The 20,613-nt window shown below is 66.9% G+C and carries 19 protein-coding genes and 1 riboswitch; of the genes, 14 read left to right on the top strand and 5 right to left on the bottom strand.

Translation table 11 applies throughout. The features are described from left to right. Nucleotides 1–212 precede the first annotated feature (212 nt). The 3 genes from DCO49_RS02275 (at nucleotide 213) to pncB (ending at nucleotide 3,189) form a co-directional block, all read left to right on the top strand. On the top strand, nucleotides 213–1,067 hold the full coding sequence (locus DCO49_RS02275) for a glycosyltransferase (RefSeq protein ID WP_116862620.1): 855 nt from the start codon (nucleotides 213–215) through the stop codon (nucleotides 1,065–1,067). After that, nucleotides 1,064–1,903, top strand: coding sequence for a glycosyltransferase family 2 protein (locus DCO49_RS02270; protein ID WP_116862619.1), 840 nt, complete (start codon nucleotides 1,064–1,066; stop codon nucleotides 1,901–1,903). Before DCO49_RS02275 ends, DCO49_RS02270 begins: the two co-directional genes overlap by 4 nt. A 95-nt stretch (nucleotides 1,904–1,998) precedes the next feature. After that, a complete protein-coding gene (gene pncB, locus DCO49_RS02265) occupies nucleotides 1,999–3,189 on the top strand; it encodes a nicotinate phosphoribosyltransferase (RefSeq protein WP_116862618.1) in 1,191 nt (396 codons plus the stop codon). 30 nt (nucleotides 3,190–3,219) lie between these two features. Here pncB and DCO49_RS02260 read toward each other — a convergent pair whose 3' ends face one another. After that, a complete protein-coding gene (locus DCO49_RS02260) occupies nucleotides 3,220–3,585 on the bottom strand; it encodes a type 1 fimbrial protein (RefSeq protein WP_116862617.1) in 366 nt (121 codons plus the stop codon). Nucleotides 3,586–4,017: 432 nt separating this feature from the next. Here DCO49_RS02260 and DCO49_RS02255 point away from each other — a divergent pair, with 432 nt between their 5' ends. The 4 genes from DCO49_RS02255 (at nucleotide 4,018) to DCO49_RS02240 (ending at nucleotide 9,039) form a co-directional block, all read left to right on the top strand. Beyond that, entirely contained in the window at nucleotides 4,018–4,551 is a 534-nt protein-coding gene (locus tag DCO49_RS02255; protein ID WP_116862616.1) for a fimbrial protein, read from the top strand. Nucleotides 4,552–4,624: 73 nt separating this feature from the next. Then, complete coding sequence (locus tag DCO49_RS02250) at nucleotides 4,625–5,350, top strand: fimbria/pilus periplasmic chaperone (RefSeq protein ID WP_116862615.1); 726 nt, start codon at nucleotides 4,625–4,627, stop codon at nucleotides 5,348–5,350. Nucleotides 5,351–5,440: 90 nt separating this feature from the next. Next, nucleotides 5,441–8,008 carry a fimbria/pilus outer membrane usher protein gene (locus DCO49_RS02245; protein WP_116862614.1) on the top strand — a complete coding sequence of 856 codons (2,568 nt, stop codon included), beginning with the start codon at nucleotides 5,441–5,443 and terminating at the stop codon, nucleotides 8,006–8,008. Further along, entirely contained in the window at nucleotides 7,999–9,039 is a 1,041-nt protein-coding gene (locus tag DCO49_RS02240) for a fimbrial protein (protein WP_116862613.1), read from the top strand. Before DCO49_RS02245 ends, DCO49_RS02240 begins: the two co-directional genes overlap by 10 nt. A 69-nt stretch (nucleotides 9,040–9,108) precedes the next feature. On the opposite strand, the gene DCO49_RS02235 is transcribed toward DCO49_RS02240, so the two are convergent. Together DCO49_RS02235 and ettA are read right to left on the bottom strand one after the other, a co-directional pair. Then, nucleotides 9,109–10,425 carry an NCS2 family permease gene (locus DCO49_RS02235; protein WP_116862612.1) on the bottom strand — a complete coding sequence of 439 codons (1,317 nt, stop codon included), beginning with the start codon at nucleotides 10,423–10,425 and terminating at the stop codon, nucleotides 9,109–9,111. A gap of 89 nt (nucleotides 10,426–10,514) precedes the next feature. Then, entirely contained in the window at nucleotides 10,515–12,179 is a 1,665-nt protein-coding gene (gene ettA / locus DCO49_RS02230; protein ID WP_079220603.1) for an energy-dependent translational throttle protein EttA, read from the bottom strand. A gap of 254 nt (nucleotides 12,180–12,433) precedes the next feature. Between ettA and DCO49_RS02225 the strand changes: the two genes are divergently transcribed. From DCO49_RS02225 to ribD, 5 genes are all read left to right on the top strand, one after another. Then, on the top strand, nucleotides 12,434–12,913 hold the full coding sequence (locus DCO49_RS02225; RefSeq protein ID WP_108767700.1) for an RcnB family protein: 480 nt from the start codon (nucleotides 12,434–12,436) through the stop codon (nucleotides 12,911–12,913). 188 nt (nucleotides 12,914–13,101) lie between these two features. Continuing rightward, nucleotides 13,102–14,355: a serine hydroxymethyltransferase gene (gene glyA / locus DCO49_RS02220; RefSeq protein ID WP_108764032.1), complete on the top strand. Its 1,254-nt coding sequence runs from the start codon at nucleotides 13,102–13,104 to the stop codon at nucleotides 14,353–14,355. Between the two features lie 69 nt (nucleotides 14,356–14,424). Then, on the top strand, nucleotides 14,425–14,859 hold the full coding sequence (locus tag DCO49_RS02215) for a hypothetical protein (protein WP_116862611.1): 435 nt from the start codon (nucleotides 14,425–14,427) through the stop codon (nucleotides 14,857–14,859). Nucleotides 14,860–14,955: 96 nt separating this feature from the next. Then, nucleotides 14,956–15,477: a transcriptional regulator NrdR gene (nrdR, locus tag DCO49_RS02210; protein ID WP_108767702.1), complete on the top strand. Its 522-nt coding sequence runs from the start codon at nucleotides 14,956–14,958 to the stop codon at nucleotides 15,475–15,477. Between the two features lie 112 nt (nucleotides 15,478–15,589). Further along, entirely contained in the window at nucleotides 15,590–16,675 is a 1,086-nt protein-coding gene (gene ribD / locus DCO49_RS02205; protein ID WP_116862610.1) for a bifunctional diaminohydroxyphosphoribosylaminopyrimidine deaminase/5-amino-6-(5-phosphoribosylamino)uracil reductase RibD, read from the top strand. Between the two features lie 116 nt (nucleotides 16,676–16,791). Here the strand turns inward: ribD and DCO49_RS02200 are convergent, their stop codons facing one another. Together DCO49_RS02200 and DCO49_RS02195 are read right to left on the bottom strand one after the other, a co-directional pair. Next, complete coding sequence (locus DCO49_RS02200) at nucleotides 16,792–17,685, bottom strand: hypothetical protein (protein ID WP_116862609.1); 894 nt, start codon at nucleotides 17,683–17,685, stop codon at nucleotides 16,792–16,794. 146 nt (nucleotides 17,686–17,831) lie between these two features. Then, nucleotides 17,832–18,455 (bottom strand): outer membrane beta-barrel protein, encoded by a 624-nt coding sequence (locus DCO49_RS02195; RefSeq protein ID WP_116862608.1) that lies wholly within the window; start codon nucleotides 18,453–18,455, stop codon nucleotides 17,832–17,834. A 223-nt stretch (nucleotides 18,456–18,678) separates the two neighbouring features. Then, a riboswitch (FMN riboswitch) is annotated at nucleotides 18,679–18,824 on the top strand. 77 nt (nucleotides 18,825–18,901) lie between these two features. Here DCO49_RS02195 and DCO49_RS02190 point away from each other — a divergent pair. Then, nucleotides 18,902–19,504 carry a riboflavin synthase gene (locus DCO49_RS02190; protein WP_116862607.1) on the top strand — a complete coding sequence of 201 codons (603 nt, stop codon included), beginning with the start codon at nucleotides 18,902–18,904 and terminating at the stop codon, nucleotides 19,502–19,504. Then, nucleotides 19,501–20,601, top strand: a complete 1,101-nt coding sequence (gene ribB / locus DCO49_RS02185) for a 3,4-dihydroxy-2-butanone-4-phosphate synthase (protein WP_116862606.1) — start codon at nucleotides 19,501–19,503, stop codon at nucleotides 20,599–20,601. Before DCO49_RS02190 ends, ribB begins: the two co-directional genes overlap by 4 nt. Nucleotides 20,602–20,613 lie beyond the last annotated feature (12 nt).

Here is a 20,613-nt window from a genome sequence, read left to right as displayed (position 1 = left end):
GGGTGGATCCGGTTGAGGGGGTGTGAGCGGCATGGATGCCGCGACCAAGCCTACACGGACGTATTTACGGCGTCTCCCTCAACCGGACCCACCCCGCCATCCCCCAGGAACCCAGCTTCTGCTGTTGCTCTGGCCGTTGCCGTTGCCTCGGCAGGTGCAGGGCGCAGCCCTGCCGGTGCTACGCTACCGCCAGCGACTACCACGGAGGCGGGATGGGGGCGATCGTGTTGTTGCCGCTGGACGTGGACGATGCCGCGCTCGACCGCTGCCTGGCCGCGCTCGACGCCGGCACCGCCGCGGGCACCGCGGTATGGCTGGCCGATGACGCACAGGCCGGGCCGCGGGCGCAGGCCGTGGTCGAGCACTGGCTCGCGCATACACCGCTGCAGGCCGAATACACCCGTCGCGCGCGACCGCTCGGCGAAGTCGCCCACCTCGATGAAATGCTGCGCGCCTGCGAGGGACTGGACGTTGCCGTCCTCGCCCCGGACAGCGTGCCCGCGCCCGGTTGGCTGCAGCGGCTGCAGGCCGCGTTCGCCCGCGATGCCGCCATCGCCACCGCCACGCCCTGGTGCAATGCCGGCGAAACCGCCGCATGGCCGCGGCTGGGCGAAATCAATCCCGAGCCGGCCGATACCGCACTGCTGGCCCACACCTGTGCAAGCCTGCCGAACCTGCATCCGGAACTGCCCTCGGCGGTCACCCATGCCGTACTGGTGCGCGGCAACGCGCGGCGCCGTGCCGGTGGCCTCGACACCGACAGCTATCTCGGCTGGAACGCGGCACTGGTCGACCTCAGCCTGCGCATGGCGGGGCTGGGCTGGCGCAACGTGTTGTGCGAAAACGCCTTCGTCAGCCGCGCCGGCGAGGCGGTCAGCCGCGAGGGCGATCTGGAGGCCCTGGCCGCGCGCTGGCCGGGCTGGATGCCTCGGCTGGCCGATTTCCTCATGCACGACCCGCTGCATGCGCTGCGCGATGACCTGCAGCAGCGGCTGCAGCAGGCGATAATGCCGCGAGAGCAGGGCGACCTGTTCGCCACGCCATCGCCGCCGGAGTCGCCTGCTTGAACCCTGCCATCGCCGCCATCGTCGTCACCTACCAGAGCGGCAGCACCATCGATGCCTGCCTGTCGCGCCTGCGCCAGGCGCAGGACGTGGCCGAGATCCGGGTGGTCGACAACGGTTCGCAGGATGACACGCTGGAGATCGTGCAGCGCCACGCCAGTCACGACCCGCGGGTGCGCTTCATCGGCAACCCGGACAACCCCGGCTTTGCCGCCGCCAACAACCAGGGCGTGGCCGATTCAAGCGGCCCCTGGCTGGCCTTCATCAATCCTGACCTGCTGGTGGAGGAGGACACCCTGGCGGCGCTGCGCCTGCGCGCGCTGGAACTCGGTGACTGCCTGCTGGGCGTGGAGCAGGTGGACGAGCACGGCTTTGCCGACGACGCCGTGCGCCGCCGCGATCCCGATTTCCTGGCCATGCTGCGATCGCCCGGGCGCGGTGGACGGCTGGCCATTCCGCGCGACCCGGTGCAGGCGATGCAGCAGGTGCCGGCGCTGTCCGGTGCGTTGCTGCTAATGCCGCGGGCGCTGTTCGACCGCCTCGGTGGCTGGGATGCCGGCTACCGCCTGCACGCCGAGGACCTGGACCTGTGCCGCCGCGTGCGCGAGGCCGGCGGCGTGGTGGCCATCGCCAATGATCTGCGGGTGACGCACGTGCGCGGGGTGTCCAGCCGCTCGCGGCCGTTCTTCGTCGAGTGGCACAAGCACCGTGGTCTGTGGCGTTACTTCAGCAAGTTCGAGGCGAAGCAGCGCTCGGCGCCGGTGCGCCTGCTGGTGTGGGGCGCGATCTGGGCCCATGCGCTGATGCTGGTGCCGCGGCTGCTGCGCAAGGCGCTCTGACGGCGGGGTGGGGCGGGGCATCCACGCATGGCGTGGATCTACCCGCAGCCGGGCCCGGGAAACGCGTTTCACCCGAACGGGCGCATAATTGCCTCATGGCCATCATCCAGTCCCTGCTCGACACCGACCTGTACAAGTTCACCATGATGCAGGCGGTGCTGCACCAGCACCCCGGCGCCCTGGTCCAGTACCGGTTCAAGTGCCGCACCCCCGGTATCGATCTGGCGAGCTACATCGACCAGATCAACGAAGAAATCGACCACCTGTGCAGCCTGCGCTTCAGCAACGAAGAGCTGGACTACATGCGTGGCCTGCGCTTCGTGAAGCCCGACTTCGCCGATTTCCTCGGCCTGTTCCACCTGGATCGCAAGTACATCCAGCTGAAGCCGTCGACGACCGTGCCGGGCGAGATCGATCTGGACATCACCGGCCCCTGGCTGCACACCATCCTGTTCGAAGTGCCGCTGCTGGCGATCATCAACGAAGTCTGGTTCCGCAACACCACCACCGCTGATTTCGCCGAGGGCGAACGCCGCCTGCAGGCCAAGGCCGCGCTGCTGCGCGATACCCCCGGGTTCGAACAGTGCCGCATCGCCGATTACGGCAGCCGCCGCCGCTACTCACGCGACTGGCATGCGCGCCTGCTGCCGCTGCTGCGCGATGCGCTCGGCCCGCAGCTGGTCGGCACCAGCAACGTGCACTTCGCCCGCCTGTACGGCATGACCCCGCACGGCACCATGGCCCACGAATACCTGCAGGCGTTCCAGGCCCTCGGCCCGCGCCTGCGTGATTCGCAGGTGGCCGCGCTCGAATCGTGGGCGCGCGAATACCGCGGCGACCTCGGCATCGCCCTGTCCGACGTGGTCGGCCTGGATGCGTTCCTGCGCGATTTCGACATGTACTTCTGCAAGCTGTTCGACGGCGTGCGCCACGATTCGGGCGATCCGTTCGACTGGGGTGATCGCATGCTCGCCCACTTCCAGCAGCGCCGCGTCGATCCGCGCAGCAAGGTGCTGGTCTTCAGTGATGGCCTGGACATCACCAAGGTCATGCGCCTGTACGACTACTTCCGTGGGCGCTGCCAGGTGGCGTTCGGCGTCGGTACGCACCTGACCAACGATCTTGGCCCGACTCCGCTCAACATCGTCATCAAGATGGTCCGCTGCAACGGCCAGCCGGTGGCCAAGCTGAGCGATTCGCCGGGCAAGAGCATGTGCGATGACCCGGGCTATCTCAGCTACCTGCGGCAGGTCTTCGAGCTGCCGCCGGAAACGCCCCAGGGCTGATCCCCGGGTCGGTCTGCCTGGGCGGGAGGCTCAGGGGTAGTCGACGCGCACCAGGTAAGCCCCCTGCAGCGGCTGCTGCGTCGGGGCTTCCAGGCGGTAGCTTTCCGAGAACACCAGATCACCCGCGCGCAGGCTGCGTGCGGCCACGGCCAGCTGCTGGCCCTGGCGCTTGCCATCGCGCAGCACCGCGCCCTGGCCTTCATCCATCGCCACCAGTGCGACCGTCGCGCCCTTGGCCGACAGCGGGCAGCCTTCCAGGCGCAGCTGCTGTGCGTCCACGCGCGCCGAACAGCCCGGATCGACGATGCGACCGCTGAAGCGGATCGTGCCGCCATCGGCATGTGCCAGCGAACTGACACCCATCAGGGCCACGCAGAGCAGGATCGAGGTCTTCATGACGTTCTCTGGTTCGGTATGAGTCTGTTAACGACAGCCCCGAACGGTCTTTAAGGGTCAGAATTTCGATCTGGAAGGCGCGTCACTGAGCAATAGTGATGCGCGTCAAATATTGCGTTTTTGCCTTGAAAACAGCCTCCTCCTCGCTGCGTGACACGCGTGTAAACCACGTTCTTCAGGAGTGTGACGTGCGTTCGAAAGTCGTCGAACGCATGGCGGCGTATCACGCCAAATATTTGGCGTCAATGTGCGTTGCGGCACATCTAATGCGTGAACTGCATCACATTTGTGATCTATACTGTCGACTCGGACCCCAAGGATGGCTTCATCACGGGTCCGGCCACAGGTGAGACGCAAGGATGGGTCTGATGCCCGGCAGTGCTCCTTGCTTCCTCCTCTACGTCCACATTTCTCAGTAGGGTTAGAAAGCAAATGCGCAAGATCAATCTGTTCGCCGTCCTCCTGCTCGCCGCCGCACCGCTGGCCGCCAACGCTGCCGATGGCACGATCAACTTCACCGGCAAGGTCACCGCCAAGACCTGCGAGATCAACGCCGGCACCAGCAAGGACTTCACCGTTGCCCTGCCGCCGGTCGGTACCACCGCCCTGAAGACCGCCGGTGACGTCGCTGGTCGTACCGCATTCTCGATCAACCTGACCAACTGCGCTGCCGGCAAGGTCGCCACCTACTTCGAGCCGGGCGTCACCGTCGACTCGAGCACCGGCAACCTGGTCAACACCCTCAGCGGCAGCACCAGCGCCACCAACGTGCAGCTGCAGCTGCTGACCGCCAACGGCAGCGCGGTGAAGGTGAGTGGCACCGGCACGCTGCAGGCCGGTACCTGGACCGATGTCGCCGACAAGGGCGCGGCCAAGCTGGACTACGCCGCCCAGTACTTCGCCACCGGTCAGTCGACCGCCGGCGACGTCGCCAGCAGCGTCAAGTACACGATCATCTACAACTGATCGTAGCTGCACCCTCCCTGCCCGATTCAGCCATCGGGCAGGGCTTTGTTCCATTTCCCGGGTCGTCCTTCCGATGAAAGCCATCCTTTCCCGGGCGCTGCTGCTGGCGGCGCTCTCGCTGCCGCTGTGCCAGAGCGCCCTGGCAGGTGTCGTCATCAACGGTACCCGGGTGATCTATCCGGCGCAGGCGCGCGAAGTGACCGTGCAGGTGGAGAACACCGGCGACACGCCGTCGCTGGTCCAGGCCTGGATTGATTCGGGTGATGCGGAGCAGACGCCGGAAACGAGCGACGCCCCGTTCGTGCTGACCCCGCCGATCAGCCGCGTGGAAGCCGGCCGCAGCCAGGCGCTGCGCATCATCTTCACCGGCAAGGCGCTGCCCAGCGACCGTGAGTCGGTGTTCTGGTTCAACGTGCTGGATGTGCCGCCCTCGCCGCAGGCCACCCCGGGTGAAGAACAGAACCTGCTGCAGGTTGCATTCCGCTCGCGCCTGAAGCTGTTCTATCGCCCGCAGGGGCTGGCCGGCACCGCCAACGATGCGCCCGCGCTGCTGCGCTGGAGCCGCACGGGCAACCGCCTGCGCGTGGAAAATCCGAGCCCGTTCCACGTCACCCTGGCCGAAGTGCGTGCGCTGGCAGGCACCCAGGATGCGGTGGTCGAGGAACAGGGAAAAATGCTGGCACCTGGCCAGCAGCTGGAGTTCACCGTGCCGGCCACCACCGCACAGGTGCGCTTCACCACCATCAATGATTTCGGCGGGCGCGTGGAGCGCACCGTCGCCGTCGGAAGCGGGAGCTGATCGGACGGCTGCATGCAGCCAGCGCCCCCCGTCATGGCTGCATCGCGGCCGTCGTCAAGGAATGTCAGTGTGATTGGAAACAGATTGACATTGTCGATTCAGCAGGCCGTGTGCCTGCTGGCTGCGGGTATCGCCTGCCCAGGATGGGCCGTGGCGGCGCCAGCCAACCTCGGCGAGCAGGCGCTGATGGCGCAGAGTGCTGCGGCCACCGCGCGCGTGCCGGAACAGGCCCAGTTCAATTCAAGTTTCCTTTCCGGGCAGGCCGGCAAGGTGGATCTGTCCTCCTTCGCCAACGGCAACCCGATGGTGGCCGGTACCTACCGCGTCGACATCTACGTCAATGGTGCCTGGCAGGGCCGCCGCGACCTGCAGTTCAAGGCTGACGCACAGGGCAAGGTGGACGCCTGCCTCGGCATGCCGCTGCTGGAGGAGTTCGGCGTGGACAGCGAAGCAGTGCTGGCCCAGCAGGATCCTGCACTGGCCATCGATGCCGCTGCCTGCGTGCCGGTACAGCAGCGCATGGCTGATGCCTTCGGCGCCTACGACGGCGGCAACCTGCGCTACGACCTGAGCATTCCGCAGGTGTTCCTGCGCCGCCAGGCGCGTGGCTACGTCAGCCCGGCGCTGTGGGACCGCGGCATCAACGCCGGCTTCGTCGGCTACAGCTTCAACGCCATCAACAGCGACCTGCGCACCGAAGACGGTGGCCGCAACCAGAGTGCCTATCTCGGCCTCAATGCAGGCCTGAACCTGGGGGGCTGGCAGTTCCGCCATGATTCCAACCTGACCTGGAACAGCGGCGATGGCCGTCACTGGCAGAGCATTGCCACCTACGCCCAGCGCGGTATCCCGCAGGTGCGCGGCCTGCTGACCGTGGGCGATGCCTACACCAGTGGAGAGCTGTTTGATTCGATCGGTTTCCGCGGCATCAGCCTGGTCACCGATGACCGCATGCTGCCCGATTCGCTGCGTGGCTACGCACCGGTGGTGCGCGGCATCGCCGAGACCAACGCGCGCATCGAAGTGCGGCAGAACCAGCAGCTGATCTACTCCTCCACCGTATCACCGGGCAGCTTCGTCATTGATGACCTGTACCCGACCGGCTACGGCGGCGACCTGGAAGTGCTGGTGATCGAGGCAGACGGCCGCCGCCGCGCGTTCAAGGTGCCGTTCGGCTCGGTGCCGCAGATGCTGCGCCAGGGCGTTTCGCGTTACGCGCTCACCGCCGGCCAGGTGCGCAGCGCACAGCTGCTGGATGACCCGTGGATGCTGCAGGGCACCTACCAGCGCGGCCTCAGCAACCGGTTCACCGTGTATGGCGGCAGCGCGCTGGGCAAGGGCTACGGCTCGGTGCTGTATGGCGTTGGCCTGGCCACGCCGCTGGGTGCCTTCGCCGTCGATGTCACCCACGCGCGGACGGAGTTCGATCACATGGCCGGCCGTTCCGGTGCCAGTGTGCGCCTGAGCTACGCCAACCTCATCAGTGAGACCAATACCAACTTCGCGCTGGCCGCGTACCGCTACTCCACCGGCGGCTTCTACAGCCAGCAGGATGCGCTGCTGGCGCGCGAGGACGACGCGCGGGGCATCGATCCTGCCCTGCGTGGGCGCCAGCGCAGCCAGTTCCAGCTGACCCTGAACCAGCCGCTGGGCGAGCATGGCGGCGCGCTGTACCTCACTGGTGCGATGCGCGATTTCTATGATCGCCCCGGTACCAGCAAGCAGTACCAGCTGGGCTACAACAACGCATGGCGCTCGCTGAACTACGGCATCTCCGCGGTGCGGACCGAGCAGGGGGACGGCGGCACGGCCGACACCCAGTACCTGTTGTCGCTCAGTGTTCCGCTGGGACGCCGCAGCGGCCAGCCGATGTCCTTCAGTGCCGACGTCGGTGTGCGCGACCGCAGCGGTTACGACAACAGCCGCATCGGCATGACCGGTGCGGCCGGCGCGGATGGCAACTTCACCTATGGCGCAGCGTTCTCGGACAGCCGCAACGGCGCATCCACCGCCACTGCCAACGCCGAGTACCGCAGCCGCTATGCCTCGCTCAGTGGCTCCTACGGCCAGTCCAGCGATTTCCGCCAGGCATCGGTGGGCGCCAATGGCAGCATGGTGGTCCACGCCGGCGGCGTTACCTTCACCCCGCAGCGTGGCGACACCATGGTGCTGGTCGAGGCCAAGGGCGCGCGCGACGCACGCGTCACCAACGCACCGGGCCTGCGCATCGACGGTCGTGGCTACGCGGTGGTGCCCTATGTTTCGCCGTACCGCCTCAATACGGTCACCCTTGACCCGCAGGGCATGTCGCAGGACGTGGAGCTGGACGGCAGCAGCCAGTCGATCGCGCCGTATGCCGGTGCCATCAGCTACCTGCGCTTCGATACTCGCCAGGGCCGTGCGCTGCTCATCCAGGTCCGTAATGCCGATGGCAGCTCGCTGCCGTTCGGCTCGCAGGTGAAGGACGAGCAGGGCCAGCCGGTGGGCATGGTCGGGCAGGGTGGCCGCGTCTATGTGCGCAGCGAACACGACCGCGGCCAGCTGCTGGTCGAGTGGGGCGTTGCCGCCGACCAGCGTTGTACCCTTGAATACACGGTGCCTGCGGGCACCACGGCCGGCCCTGCCGGATTGATTGCCGTGGAGGCAGCATGCCGATGAAGACGTTCCGCAGGGGCACCCTGGCGATGGGCCTGCTGGCCGCGGGCATTGGCCTGGGCTTGTCGGGGCAGGCGCTGGCGTCGTGCGGGCTCAACAACCCCCGCACCTTCGTGCCGCAGGATGTCCAGATGGATATGGGGCAGGTCGTCATCCTGCCCAGCACGCCCGTGGGCGGAATCATCAAGGAACTTGTGGTTGGCATTGACAGCCGCAACAGCATCGCCAGCTGCGATGGTTCCGGCGGCAGCGCGATCGGCATCTTCAACAACGCTGCCCAGCAACGCGCCGTGGCGAATTTTTCCAACGTCTATGCCACCGATGTGGCCGGCGTCGGCATCCGTGTCTATCGAAATTCAGGCGACATCCAGACCTACTATCCGCATACCCTGCAGCTCAGCCGCAACACGACCCTGTCGCTGAGTGGTGGCTCGTTCCGGGTGCAGCTGATCAAGACGGCCGCCCAGACCGGTTCGGGCAGCATCGCCCCTACCGGGCGCTTCACCACTTACTACTACAACGGCGATGGCGTGGGCCGGCCGGTGCTGACCTCGACATTCCGTGCCACAGGCACCACCGTCGTCAGCCCCACCTGCGAGGTGGATGCCGGCAGCCGCAACATCGTGGTGGATTTCGGCAGTGTGCCGAACTCGTCCTTCACCGGCGTGGGCTCGCGTGCCGTGGATCGTGATTTCAACATCACCCTGCGCTGCCAGGGCAGCAACGTGGCGCAGTACCAGAGCACCATCGGCATCCAGCTCGATGCCACGTCGGCCAGTGGCAACCAGCCCGGCACGCTGGCCATCACCAGCGGCATCAACAGCGCCACCCGCATCGGCATCCAGATCGTGCGCCGCAACGGCAGCAGCGAGCAGAACATCACCTTCGGCGACAGCCTGATGCTGGGTGACACCGTCAGTGGCACCTCGTCGATGAGCCTGCCGCTGCGCGCGCGTTACATCCAGACCCAGGCCGGTACGGTGGGAGCAGGCGAGGCCAACGGCACCGCGACGTTCACCATCACGTACAACTGACCTGCCGCCGGCGCCGCTCATTTTCCGGTAGCGCCGGGCCATGCCCGGCGAGCGCGCAGCGCGGTAGGCTTACTCCAACGCGTAACGCAGCACGAACAGCGTCGCCACCAGCCACACCGCCGGGTGCACCTCGCGCCAGCGGCCGGTGCCGGCCTTCAGCGCGGCATAGGCGATGAAGCCGAATGCCAGGCCATTGGCGATGGAATAGGTGAACGGCATCGCCAGCGCACACAGCGCGGCCGGCACCGATTCGGTCAGGTCGCTCCAGTCCACTTCCACCAGTTCGCGCAGCATCAGGCCGGCCACGAACAGCAACGCCGGCGAGGTGGCATAGGCGGGCACCATCGCTGCCAGCGGCGAGAACAGCAGCGCGGCCAGGAACAGCGCCGACACCACCAGTGCGGTCAGGCCGGTACGGCCGCCCACCTGCACGCCGGAGGCGCTTTCGGCGAAGGCGGTGGTGCTGCTGGTGCCCAGCAGCGAACCGGCCACGATGGCGGTGCTGTTGGCCAGCAGCGCACGGCCGAAGCGCTTCTGCGCGCCCGGCAGTTTCAGCAGGCCGGCACGACCGACCACGCCGTACAGCGTGCCGGTGGCATCGAACACCTCCACCAGCACGAACACCAGCACCACCTGCAGCAGCACCGCGATCGGCGCGCCGCCGTCGTGGTGCAGCAGGCCGGGCAGGTCCAGCTGCAGGAAGGTCGGTGCCAGGCTCGGCGGCAGCGAGACCAGGCCGTGGTACTGCACGTCACCCAGCGCCCAGCCGGCGCCGGTGACGGCGAGGATGCCGATCAGGATCGCACCGCGTACGCGGCGGGCTTCCAGCACCGCGATCAGCACGAAGCCACCGAGCGCCAGCAGCGGCGGTGCCGTGTTCAGCGGGCCCAGCGCCACCAGGGTGTCTTCGTTGCCGACGATCACCCCGGATTTCTGCAGCGCGATGATCGCCAGGAACAGGCCGATGCCGGCCACGATGGCCGAGCGCAGCGACGACGGAATGCCGGCCACCAGCCACGCGCGCACGCCGGTCAGCGACAGCACCAGGAACACCAGGCCGGAGATGAACACCGCGCCCAGCGCCTGCTGCCACGGCAGGCCGGCCGCGCCCACTACCGTAAAAGCGAAGAACGCATTCAAGCCCATGCCCGGCGCCATGCCTACCGGAAAATTGGCTGCCAGTGCCATCACTGCCGAACCCAGCGCGGCGGCCAGGCAGGTGGCGACGAACACTGCGCCGGCATCCATGCCCGTGGTGCCCAGGATTTCCGGGTTGACGAAGACGATGTAGGACATCGTCAGGAAGGTGGTGACACCGGCCAGCAGCTCGGTGCGCACGGTGGTGCCGTGCTGCTGCAGCTGGAACAGGCGTTCGAACAGGGACATGGGGGATCTCACAACAATTGGGCGTCACCACCAACGGTGGTGACCTGCCGAAAGAGAAAGGCCGCGCGAGCGCGGCCTTTCCGGTTGCCTTATTTCAGCGCCTTGAAGCGCAGGCGCTTCGGCGCGGCGTCGTCGCCCATGCGGCGGCGCTTGTCTTCTTCGTACTCGCGATAGTTGCCCTGGAAGAACTCCACGTGCGAATCACCTTCGAACGCCAGGATGTGGGTCGCGATGCGATCCAGGAACCAGCGGTCATGCGAAATGACGAAGGTGTTGCCCGGGAACTCCAGCAGCGCATCTTCCAGCGCACGCAGGGTTTCGATGTCCAGATCGTTGGACGGTTCGTCCAGCAGCAGCACGTTGCCACCCTGCAGCAGGGTCTTGGCCATGTGCAGGCGGCCACGCTCACCACCGGACAGCGAACCGACCATCTTCTGCTGGTCCTGGCCCTTGAAGTTGAAGCGGCCGATGTAGGCGCGCGACTGGATCTCGATGCCGTTGATGTTGAGGATGTCCAGGCCGCCCGCGATTTCCTGGAAGACGTTGTGGTTGCCTTCCAGCGCGTCGCGGCTCTGGTCCACGTAGGACAGCTTCACGGTCGGGCCGACCACGATCTCGCCGGTATCCGGCTTTTCCTGGCCGGTGATCATCTTGAACAGGGTCGACTTACCGGCACCGTTCGGGCCGATGATGCCGACGATGGCGCCGGCCGGCACCAGGAAGCTCAGGTTGTCGAACAGCAGGCGGTCGCCGAACTTCTTCGAGACGTTCTTGAACTCCATCACCGCGTTGCCCAGGCGCTCGCCCGGCGGGATGAAGATTTCATTGGTCTCGTTGCGCTTCTGGTAATCGACCGACTGCAGCTCTTCCAGGCGGGCCAGACGGGCCTTGCCCTTGGTACGGCCACCCTTGGCGTTCTGGCGCGACCATTCCAGTTCCTTCTGGATCGCCTTCTGGCGGGCCTTTTCCTGGTTGTCTTCCTGCTTCAGGCGCTCATCCTTCTGGGTCAGCCAGTCGGTGTAGTTGCCCTTCCACGGAATGCCGCGGCCGCGGTCCAGTTCCAGGATCCACTCGGCGGCGTTGTCCAGGAAGTAGCGGTCATGGGTGACCGCCACGACGGTGCCGGTGTAGCGCGCCAGGAACTGTTCCAGCCATTCCACCGACTCGGCGTCGAGGTGGTTGGTCGGTTCGTCGAGCAGCAGCATGTCCGGCTTCTGCAGCAGCAGGCGGCACAGTGCTACGCGGCGCTTTTCACCACCGGACAGCTTGCCGACCACGGCATCCCACGGCGGCAGGCGCAGCGCATCGGCGGCCACGTCCAGCTGGTTTTCCAGGGTGTGCGCGTCGCCAGCGGCGAGGATCGCCTCCAGGCGCTCCTGTTCCTTGGCCAGCGCGTCGAAGTCGGCGCCTTCCTCGGCATAGGCCGTGTAGACCGCGTCCAGCGCAGCCTGGGCCTGCAGCACTTCGCCCACGCCTTCTTCTACCGCTTCACGCACGGTCTTGGTCGGGTCCAGTTCCGGTTCCTGCGCCAGGTAGCCGACCTTGATGCCGGCCTGCGGGCGGGCTTCGCCCTCGAAATCGGTGTCCACGCCGGCCATGATCTTCAGCACGGTGGACTTGCCGGCGCCGTTCAGGCCCAGCAGGCCGATCTTCGCGCCCGGGAAGAAGGACAGCGAGATGTCCTTGATGATCTGCCGCTTGGGCGGGACCACCTTGGACACGCGGTTCATGGTGTAGATGTATTGCGAGGACATGAGGTCTCCGTAGGGGCGCGGCCCTGCACCCGTCCGTCAGCGGGAAGATCCCGGACGACAGCGGGCACAGACTGAATGGAATACCGCCAATTATAGCCGGAACCGGTTCGCGGCCGCGCCTGCCGGGGCCCCGTGGGGCTGGCCGAAGGCTGAATACTGAGTTGAACGCCTCAGCGGGAAGCGTTTCCAGCCGGAAACGGTTCAGATCGGTTGCGCAATATGGACATCACCATCCACTTCAACAGAGGTCTGTCATGCGCATCACCCTTATCGTGGCCGGGGCCATGGCCTCTGTGCTGGCGCTGGGCGCAGTCACCCCGGCCTTTGCCGACAACGACCACCGTGACCGCCGCGAGTGGCGCGAAGACCGCCGCGATGATCGTCGCGAGTACCGCCACGACGTCCGCGAGGCGCGCCGCGACTATGAACGCGACCGCCGCGATGCGCGCCGTGACTGGCGCCGCGACCATGACCGCCGCTACTACCATCCGGCACCGCCGCCGCCGCGCGTGGTCTACCGCCCCGGCTATCGCCCGGGCCCGGGCTACGGCTGGCAGGTCGGCCACCGCTACCGCGATTACTACCGCGGCCCGGTCTACGTGGTGAACGACTACCCGCGCTACCACCTGCGCCGCCCGCCCTACGGCCACCAGTGGATCCGGGATGATCGCGGCAACATGCTGCTGGTGGCCATCGCCACCGGCGTCATCGCCCAGTACGTGCTCAGCCGCTGAGCCGGCAACGGGGTCGGATCCCTTCCCGCAGGGAAGGGATCCAAGCCCAGGCCCACCGGCAAAACCATACGGGGCCGGATCTCCTCCACGGGGATCCGGCCCCGTCCCTTTCGGCCCCGGCAGGCCGCCACGGGGCTACAATCAGGGGCTGTGCCGTACCCCCTTTTCCCTGCCTGCCGGAGTAACCGATGTTCCCGCGTGACGTCCGCATCGAAACCTACGATCCCGAACTGGCCAAGGCCATCGCCGCCGAAACCCAGCGTCAGGAAGACCACGTCGAGCTGATCGCCAGCGAGAACTACACCAGCCCGGCCGTGATGGAGGCCCAGGGCAGCCAGCTGACCAACAAGTACGCCGAAGGCTACCCGGGCAAGCGCTACTACGGTGGCTGCGAATACGTCGACATCGCCGAGCAGCTGGCGATCGACCGCCTGAAGCAGCTGTTCGGCGCGGACTACGCCAACGTGCAGCCGCACAGCGGTTCGCAGGCCAACCAGGCCGTGTACTTCGCCCTGCTGCAGCCGGGTGACACCATCCTCGGCATGAGCCTGGCCCACGGCGGCCACCTCACCCACGGTGCCAAGGTCAACGCCTCGGGCAAGCTGTTCAACGCCGTGCAGTACGGCGTCAACGACCAGGGCCTGATCGATTACGACGAAGTCGAGCGCCTGGCCCTGGAGCACAAGCCGAAGATGGTCGTGGCTGGTTTCTCGGCCTATTCGCAGGTGATCGACTGGGCGCGCTTCCGCGCCATCGCCGACAAGGTCGGTGCCTACCTGTTCGTCGACATGGCCCACGTGGCCGGCCTGGTCGCCGCTGGTGTCTACCCGAGCCCGCTGGAACATGCCCACGTGGTCACCTCGACCACCCACAAGACCCTGCGCGGCCCGCGCGGCGGCATCATCGTCGCCAAGGGCGCCGACGAAGACCTGGTCAAGAAGCTGCAGTCGGTGGTGTTCCCGGGCATCCAGGGCGGCCCGCTGATGCACGTCATCGCCGCCAAGGCCGTGGCCTTCAAGGAAGCGCTGGAGCCGGGCTTCACCGCCTACCAGCAGCAGGTGGTGAAGAACGCCCAGGCGATGGCCAACACGCTGATCGCGCGCGGCTACAAGATCGTCTCCGGTGGCACCCAGAACCACCTGATGCTGGTCGACATGATCGGGAAGGACGTGTCCGGCAAGGACGCGGAAGCGGCGCTGGGCAAGGCGCACATCACCGTCAACAAGAACTCGGTGCCGAACGACCCGCGTTCGCCGTTCGTGACCTCGGGCCTGCGCCTGGGTACCCCGGCGGTGACCACCCGTGGTTACGTCGAGCAGGACTGCGTGGACCTGGCCAACTGGATCGCCGACGTGCTCGACGCGCCGAACGATGACGCCGTGATCGCCCGCGTGCGCGACGCCGTCAGCGCGCAGTGCCGCAAGTACCCGGTCTACGGCTGATCGGGGAGTGGAGTCGGATCCCTTCCCGCAGGGAAGGGCTCTGACCCCAGCACCCAGGAAGCGACGCACATGGATGAGCGCCTGCACAAACGCCTGCACCTCGCACTGGCCCTGTTGTTCGGCCTGCCCGGCCTGCTGCTGGGCGGCACCGTGGCCCTGGTCGGCGTGTACTCCGGCCTGATGCAGGAAACCCGCCTGCTGAGCCGGCTGCTGCTGGTCTGCTGGGGCGTTGCCGGGGCACTGGGCATCGTCGCCTGGGTGCGCATCGGCGCCGATTTCCTGCTGCAGGGCCGATTGGGCATGCAGGTCATGGGCCGGGTCTGGTGGGCCCTGCTGCTGCTCGGCGCCTTCGCGGCCATTCCCGCCGTTGTGCTGGGCGTGGTGGTCGGGCTGACCGAACGCGCGCAGGGCTTTGCGCTGTTGCTGTACGGCCCGCCGCTGCTGCTGCCGGCTGCGCATCTGGCGTGGCTGCGCTGGCGGCAACCCCTTGCCGCACAAGGCTGAGCGCCGCCCGTATTTGCTGCAAAAGCCCTTCTCAGGTACCTTTGCGACGCTGTCATGACGATGACAGATTGGTATTCCCCCTGAGCCAGGCGTTCCATGTATTGCCCCTTCTGCCAGCATGCCGATACACGGGTCATCGATTCGCGCGTCTCCGAAGACGGCGCGACGATCCGCCGTCGGCGTGAGTGCGAGGCCTGCAACGAACGTTTCAGCACCCTGGAAACGGTCGAGCTGAAGCTGCCGGCCATCGTCAAGAGTGATGGCACCCGCGAAGCCTTCGACCAGCGCAAGGTACGCGCCGGCTTCGACCGCGCGCTGCAGAAGCGCGCCGTGCCCGAAGAGAAGATCGAAGCCGCCGTCCGCGCGGTCGTCCATCAGCTGCGCATCAGCGGTGAACGCGAAGTGCCCTCGATCAAGGTCGGCGAGTTCGTGATGAACGAACTGCGCAAGCTCGACCACGTCGGCTACGTGCGCTTCGCTTCGGTCTACCGCAGCTTCGAGGACGTGGCCGATTTCCGCGAGGAGATCGAGAAGCTGGAACGCGACCTGCCGTCCAGCACCGAACAGCTGCAGCTGCTGGGCGATGTCATCGCCCTGACCAAGAAAAAGAAGGGCTGACCCCCGGGTAGACGCCAACCTTGGTTGGCGCCGATGGCCCATCCATGGGTGGGTGCCAACCGTTGGTTGGCACGATGGCATGGATCCCCACCAGCGGCGTTACCATGGCCGCATGACCACGCCGTTCACCGTCCTCGACCACCTGCACATGGCCAACGCGCTGCGTCTGGCCGAACGTGCTGCCTACACCACCCGCCCCAATCCCATGGTCGGCTGCGTGATCGCCCATGGCGAACGCGTGGTCGGGCAGGGCTGGCACCAGCGTGCCGGCGGCCCGCATGCCGAAGTCTTCGCCCTGCGCGAGGCCGGCAGCGAAGCGCGGGGTGCCACCGCTTACGTGACCCTTGAACCCTGCGCGCATTTCGGCCGCACGCCACCGTGCGCGCTGGCGCTGATCGAAGCCGGTGTGTCGCGCGTCGTTGCGGCGCTGCGCGATCCGTTCCCGAAGGTCGACGGCGGTGGTTTCGACCTGCTGCGCGACGCGGGCATCGAGGTGTGCGAAGGCCTGATGGCGGCGCAGGCGCGCGAACTCAACAAGGGTTTCTTGTCGCGCGTGGAGCGCAACCGCCCGTGGCTGCGGGTGAAGCTGGCCGCCAGCCTGGACGGTCGCACGGCGATGGCCGATGGCAGCTCGAAGTGGATCACCGGCGCGGCGGCGCGCGAAGACGTGCAGCACTGGCGTGCGCGTGCCGGCGCGATCCTCACCGGTGCCGATACGGTACTGGCCGACGATCCGATGCTGACCGTACGCCTGGCCGACACCGAGGTGATGCCGCCGCTGCGTGTGGTGCTTGATTCCCGCCTGCGCTCGCTGGAATGCAGCCGCGTGCGCGAGGGAGGAGCGCCGACGTTGTATGTGCACGATGCCGCGGTGAGCGCACCGGATGCGGCCGATGCCGAATTCGCCAGCGTGCCGAGTATCGATGGTCGCCTGGATCTGGGCGCGGTGCTGGCACTGCTGGCCGAGCGCGGCATCAACGAAGTGCATACCGAAGCCGGTGCCACCCTGGCCGGCGCGCTGCTGCGTGGCGGCTGGGTGGATGAGCTGCTGCTGTACCAGGCGCCGACGCTGCTGGGGGATACCGGCCGCCCGCTGCTGGCTGGCCTCGGTATTGAAGCGATGGACCAGCAGCGCCGCCTGCGCGTGGTCGACCAGCGCCAGGTGGGCGACGACCTGCGGTTGCTGCTGCGCGCGTGATGCGGTGAAAGTCATCCACGCGTGGCGTGGATCTACCGTGCTCTGGTAGACGCCAACCTTGGTTGGCGCCTTGGCCTGCATCCACGCTGACGTGGATGCAGCTTGCCGTCACCGCCTCACGCGCACTCGTCGGTCCACATCATCTGCGCGATCGGGCGCAGGGCCTTGCATTCCTGCGTCATCTCGTCGGCCGACTTCACCTGCGCCTTGGCCTTCAGCTCGTCGGCCATCGCGTCCACGCCGCTGATCTGCTCCGGTGCGATCTTCGCCACGCAGCTGCGGTGCTGCTGCAGCAGCAGGTCGCAGCCCGGCACGCCGGTCACCTTCGGTGCGCTGGCCGCTTCGGTATCTTCCATCCACAGCTGGAACGGCGCGATGGATTCCAGCACCGCGGTGACCAGCTCATCGAAGCTGCCACTGAACCAGTACGCCTGCTCGGCGCCGGAGTACAGCTTCTGGCTGCCCTTCACCGTGCGCTGCGTGCCGCTCTTCAGCGCCTGCGTGTAGGCCTCGATGAAGCGCGTGCGGCTGGCCGGGTCTTCACTGGTCATGCTGTCGGTGAACAGCGGGCGCACGCTGGCGAGGTCCACCACCTTGCAGGTGAAATCGACCGTGGCGATCTTCTGGTCATCCACGTACTCGTTGTCTTCGATGCTGCTGCCGGTGGCGCGGCAGGTCGATGCCTTCAGCACCTTGGCGTACAGCGCTTCGGTCGCGGCCGCATCGGGCGTCCCGCCGACGCTGGCCTGCAGCGCCATCCACGGTTCGGCCAGCGCCTTGGCCAGTGCGCCCGGCGTGGGCGTCACCGCGTCCTTGCCATCGTGCGCGCTGCGCATGGCGTCGTTGAGCGTGCGTGCGGCAGCGGCATCGTCTTCAATCAGCACGCGCGCGTACAGGTCCAGCGTCTGTTCCGGCGTCAGTGCCGTCGCGGCGGTGGCGAACATAGGGGCACACAGCAGGGGGGCACCCAGCAGGGCGCTGGCGAGCAGGGTGCGAAGGGGAGTCTTCATGACGGTATTCCGTTTCCAGTGGGGTAGTGCACAGGCGCGAAAGCCTAGCGCATCTGCACGCAGGTTCGATGGCAGGCCGTGCGCGCGCCCATGAAAAAACGGGCCCCTTGCGGAGCCCGTTCGATTACACGACGAGGATCGAGCAATCAGAAGCTGGCGCGGACGCCGGCCGAGAACTGGGTGACGTCGCGGTAGCCGGAGACCTCGCCCACCAGACCCCAGGTCTTGGTGAAGTTGACCTGGCCACCGAGGGTGCCGACCCAGGTGCCTTCGAAATTGTTGCCGCCATCCATGTAACCGGCCTTGATCCAGGCTTCGGTCATGCGCGAGGGCTTGCCACGCAGGCCCATGGTGGCGCGCACCAGGTTGGTGTGGTCCTTGAAGGTTTCATCAGCGAAACCGTCCAGGCGGTCGGTGACCTTGGCCTGCTGACGCACCCAGGCGATGTCGGCGGTGTAGTCGACGCGGTCGCTGAAGGGCATGTGGTAGCCGATGCCCAGCTCCGGCTGGTTCAGTTCCAGCTTCACCGAACCGTCGGAGTAGTGATAAGTCTTGCTGCCGTAGTTCCAGCCACCGAACACGTGCACCTGCTCGGCAAGGGCCACCGAACCGCGCACGTAGCCGCCGTCCAGCTTGGGATCGTTGAGGCCGTCGTCAGTGATCTTGGCCTGGGTCCAGCCACCTTCGACGTAGGTGTAGCTGAGGGCGTCGGCCGAGGCCGAGAACGGTGCGGCGGCCAGCAGAGCGGCCACGATCAGGATCTTGCGCATGGGAATTCCTGTGAATTGCAGTCCATTGGCGGGCCACCCTGTTGGCAGTCCGTGGCGACCTCATGTCGTCCGAGGCTTGAGTTTAATGAAACTTTTACAGATTACGAGCGACTTACGTCACAGCTGGCGCTCGGTTCAGCTGGGGGTCGGATCCGTGCAGGGCAGCGACCCGACCCCGTTCAGTCCGGGCTGGTACACTGGACAGGCCGGTTCGCCGGTACACAAACGTCTTCAGGGCGGGGTGCGATTCCCCACCGGCGGTAGGTGCGCAAGCACGAGCCCGCGAGCGCCCCGGCCCATGGCCGGGGGTCAGCAGATCCGGTCCAATGCCGGAGCCGACGGTCATAGTCCGGATGAAAGAAGACGGTGCCACAGGGCCTTTGCGGCCCTGCGCCCGCCTGTTTGCCTTGCGGCGTTTTTCGCTCACTTTCCGCGGAGAACGTTTCTTGTTTACTGGAATCATCGAAGGCGTCGGCCGTCTGGCCGCACGCGAAGCCATCGGCGGCGATGTCCGCTTCACCTTCAACGTCGGCAACCTGCCATTCGACCACGTGCAGATGGGCGAGAGCATCGCCATCAACGGTGTCTGCCTCACCGTCATCGCATTCGACGCCAGCAGCTTCCAGGCCGATGCGTCCACCGAGACCCTCGGCCTGACCACGCTCGGGCAGCTGGCTGAAGGGGCGGTCATCAACCTTGAACGCGCCATGCGCCCGACCGACCGCCTTGGCGGCCATCTGGTCAGCGGCCACGTCGATGGCCTCGGCCAGGTCCTGTCCATCCACGAAGATGCACGTGCCCAGCGCTGGCGATTCGCCGCGCCGGCCGCACTGCGCCGCTACATCGCCAAGAAGGGCTCGATCTGCGTGGACGGCGTCAGCCTCACCGTCAACGAAGTGGACGACGAAGGTTTCGAAGTCGCCCTCATCCCGCACACCGTGGCCAACACCGCTTTCTCCGCCACCGGCGTGGGCAGCGCGATCAATCTTGAAATCGACCTGGTCGCCCGGTATGTCGAGCGGTTGTTGGGTGAAGGAGCCCGCGCATGAATTTCGCCCCGATCCCCGAGATCCTCGAAGACATCCGCCAGGGCCGCATGGTCGTCATCGTCGATGACGAAGACCGCGAGAACGAAGGCGACCTGATCATGGCCGCCGAGCTGGTAAAGCCGTCGGACATCAATTTCATGGTTACTCACGGCCGTGGCCTGGTGTGCCTGCCGCTGACCCGCACCCGCGCCGCCGATCTCGGCCTGGCGCCGATGGTGCAGGCCAATACCGCGCAGTTCCAGACCAATTTCACCGTCAGCATCGAGGCGGCCGAAGGCGTGACCACGGGCATTTCCGCCCATGACCGCGCCCACACCATCCGCACCGCGGTGAAGCCGAACGCCAAGCCGGCCGACCTGCACCAGCCGGGCCACATCTTCCCGCTGATCGCCCAGCCGGGCGGCGTGCTGACCCGCGCCGGCCACACCGAGGCCGGCGTCGACCTGGCCATGCTGGCCGGGCTGGAACCGGCCGGCGTGCTGGTGGAGATCCTCAACCCCGACGGCAGCATGGCGCGCCGCCCGGAACTGGAAGTGTTCGCCCGCGAGCACGGCCTGAAGATGGGCTCCATCGCCGACCTGATCGCCTACCGCCTGGCCACCGAAAAGACCGTCGAGCGCGTGGACGAGCGCGACATCGACACCGAATTCGGCCCGTTCAAGCTGGTCACCTATCGCGACCGCATCGCCCACGATCTGCATTTCGCCTTGGTCCGTGGCACCCCGGCGGCCGACACCCCGACCCTGGTGCGCGTGCAGGTGGAAAACCCGCTGGCCGACCTGCTGCACTGGCGCCGCGATGATTTCGGCGTGGCCGCCACCGATGCCCTGCGCGCGATTGCCGCCGAAGGGGCGGGCGTGATGGTGGTGCTGTCGGCCCCGCGCGACGGCGAGGCCCTGCTGGCCCGCCTGCGCCAGCAGCCGGCGCCGGTGGTGCCGGGCAAGGACAAGGACGTGGGCCAGTGGCGTCGCAATGGTGCCGGCTCGCAGATCCTGTCCGACCTCGGCCTGGGCAAGCTGCGCGTGCTGGGCACCCCCCGCCGCCAGGTGGGCCTGGCCGGCTACGGCCTGGAAGTGGTGGAGACGGTGGGCTGCTGAGGCCCGCGCCCC

Origin of the sequence: Stenotrophomonas sp. SPM (assembly GCF_003105135.1) — a bacterium.
GTDB lineage: Bacteria > Pseudomonadota > Gammaproteobacteria > Xanthomonadales > Xanthomonadaceae > Stenotrophomonas.
The sequence above is the reverse complement of the archived record's forward strand: the minus strand, read 5'-3'. Positions and strand labels throughout refer to the sequence as shown.

Excerpts from the sequence above, each read along its gene's own strand:
- glyA (WP_108764032.1), top strand. The coding sequence starts at position 13,102 with ATGTTCCCGCGTGACGTCCGCATCGAAACCTACGATCCCGAACTGGCC.
- DCO49_RS02225 (WP_108767700.1), top strand. The coding sequence starts at position 12,434 with ATGCGCATCACCCTTATCGTGGCCGGGGCCATGGCCTCTGTGCTGGCG.
- DCO49_RS02260 (WP_116862617.1), bottom strand. The coding sequence starts at position 3,585 with ATGAAGACCTCGATCCTGCTCTGCGTGGCCCTGATGGGTGTCAGTTCG.
- DCO49_RS02250 (WP_116862615.1), top strand. The coding sequence starts at position 4,625 with ATGAAAGCCATCCTTTCCCGGGCGCTGCTGCTGGCGGCGCTCTCGCTG.
- nrdR (WP_108767702.1), top strand. The coding sequence starts at position 14,956 with ATGTATTGCCCCTTCTGCCAGCATGCCGATACACGGGTCATCGATTCG.
- DCO49_RS02215 (WP_116862611.1), top strand. The coding sequence starts at position 14,425 with ATGGATGAGCGCCTGCACAAACGCCTGCACCTCGCACTGGCCCTGTTG.
- DCO49_RS02235 (WP_116862612.1), bottom strand. The coding sequence starts at position 10,425 with ATGTCCCTGTTCGAACGCCTGTTCCAGCTGCAGCAGCACGGCACCACC.
- ettA (WP_079220603.1), bottom strand. The coding sequence starts at position 12,179 with ATGTCCTCGCAATACATCTACACCATGAACCGCGTGTCCAAGGTGGTC.
- DCO49_RS02275 (WP_116862620.1), top strand. The coding sequence starts at position 213 with ATGGGGGCGATCGTGTTGTTGCCGCTGGACGTGGACGATGCCGCGCTC.
- ribD (WP_116862610.1), top strand. The coding sequence starts at position 15,590 with ATGACCACGCCGTTCACCGTCCTCGACCACCTGCACATGGCCAACGCG.
- DCO49_RS02200 (WP_116862609.1), bottom strand. The coding sequence starts at position 17,685 with ATGAAGACTCCCCTTCGCACCCTGCTCGCCAGCGCCCTGCTGGGTGCC.
- ribB (WP_116862606.1), top strand. The coding sequence starts at position 19,501 with ATGAATTTCGCCCCGATCCCCGAGATCCTCGAAGACATCCGCCAGGGC.
- DCO49_RS02195 (WP_116862608.1), bottom strand. The coding sequence starts at position 18,455 with ATGCGCAAGATCCTGATCGTGGCCGCTCTGCTGGCCGCCGCACCGTTC.
- DCO49_RS02240 (WP_116862613.1), top strand. The coding sequence starts at position 7,999 with ATGCCGATGAAGACGTTCCGCAGGGGCACCCTGGCGATGGGCCTGCTG.
- pncB (WP_116862618.1), top strand. The coding sequence starts at position 1,999 with ATGGCCATCATCCAGTCCCTGCTCGACACCGACCTGTACAAGTTCACC.
- DCO49_RS02255 (WP_116862616.1), top strand. The coding sequence starts at position 4,018 with ATGCGCAAGATCAATCTGTTCGCCGTCCTCCTGCTCGCCGCCGCACCG.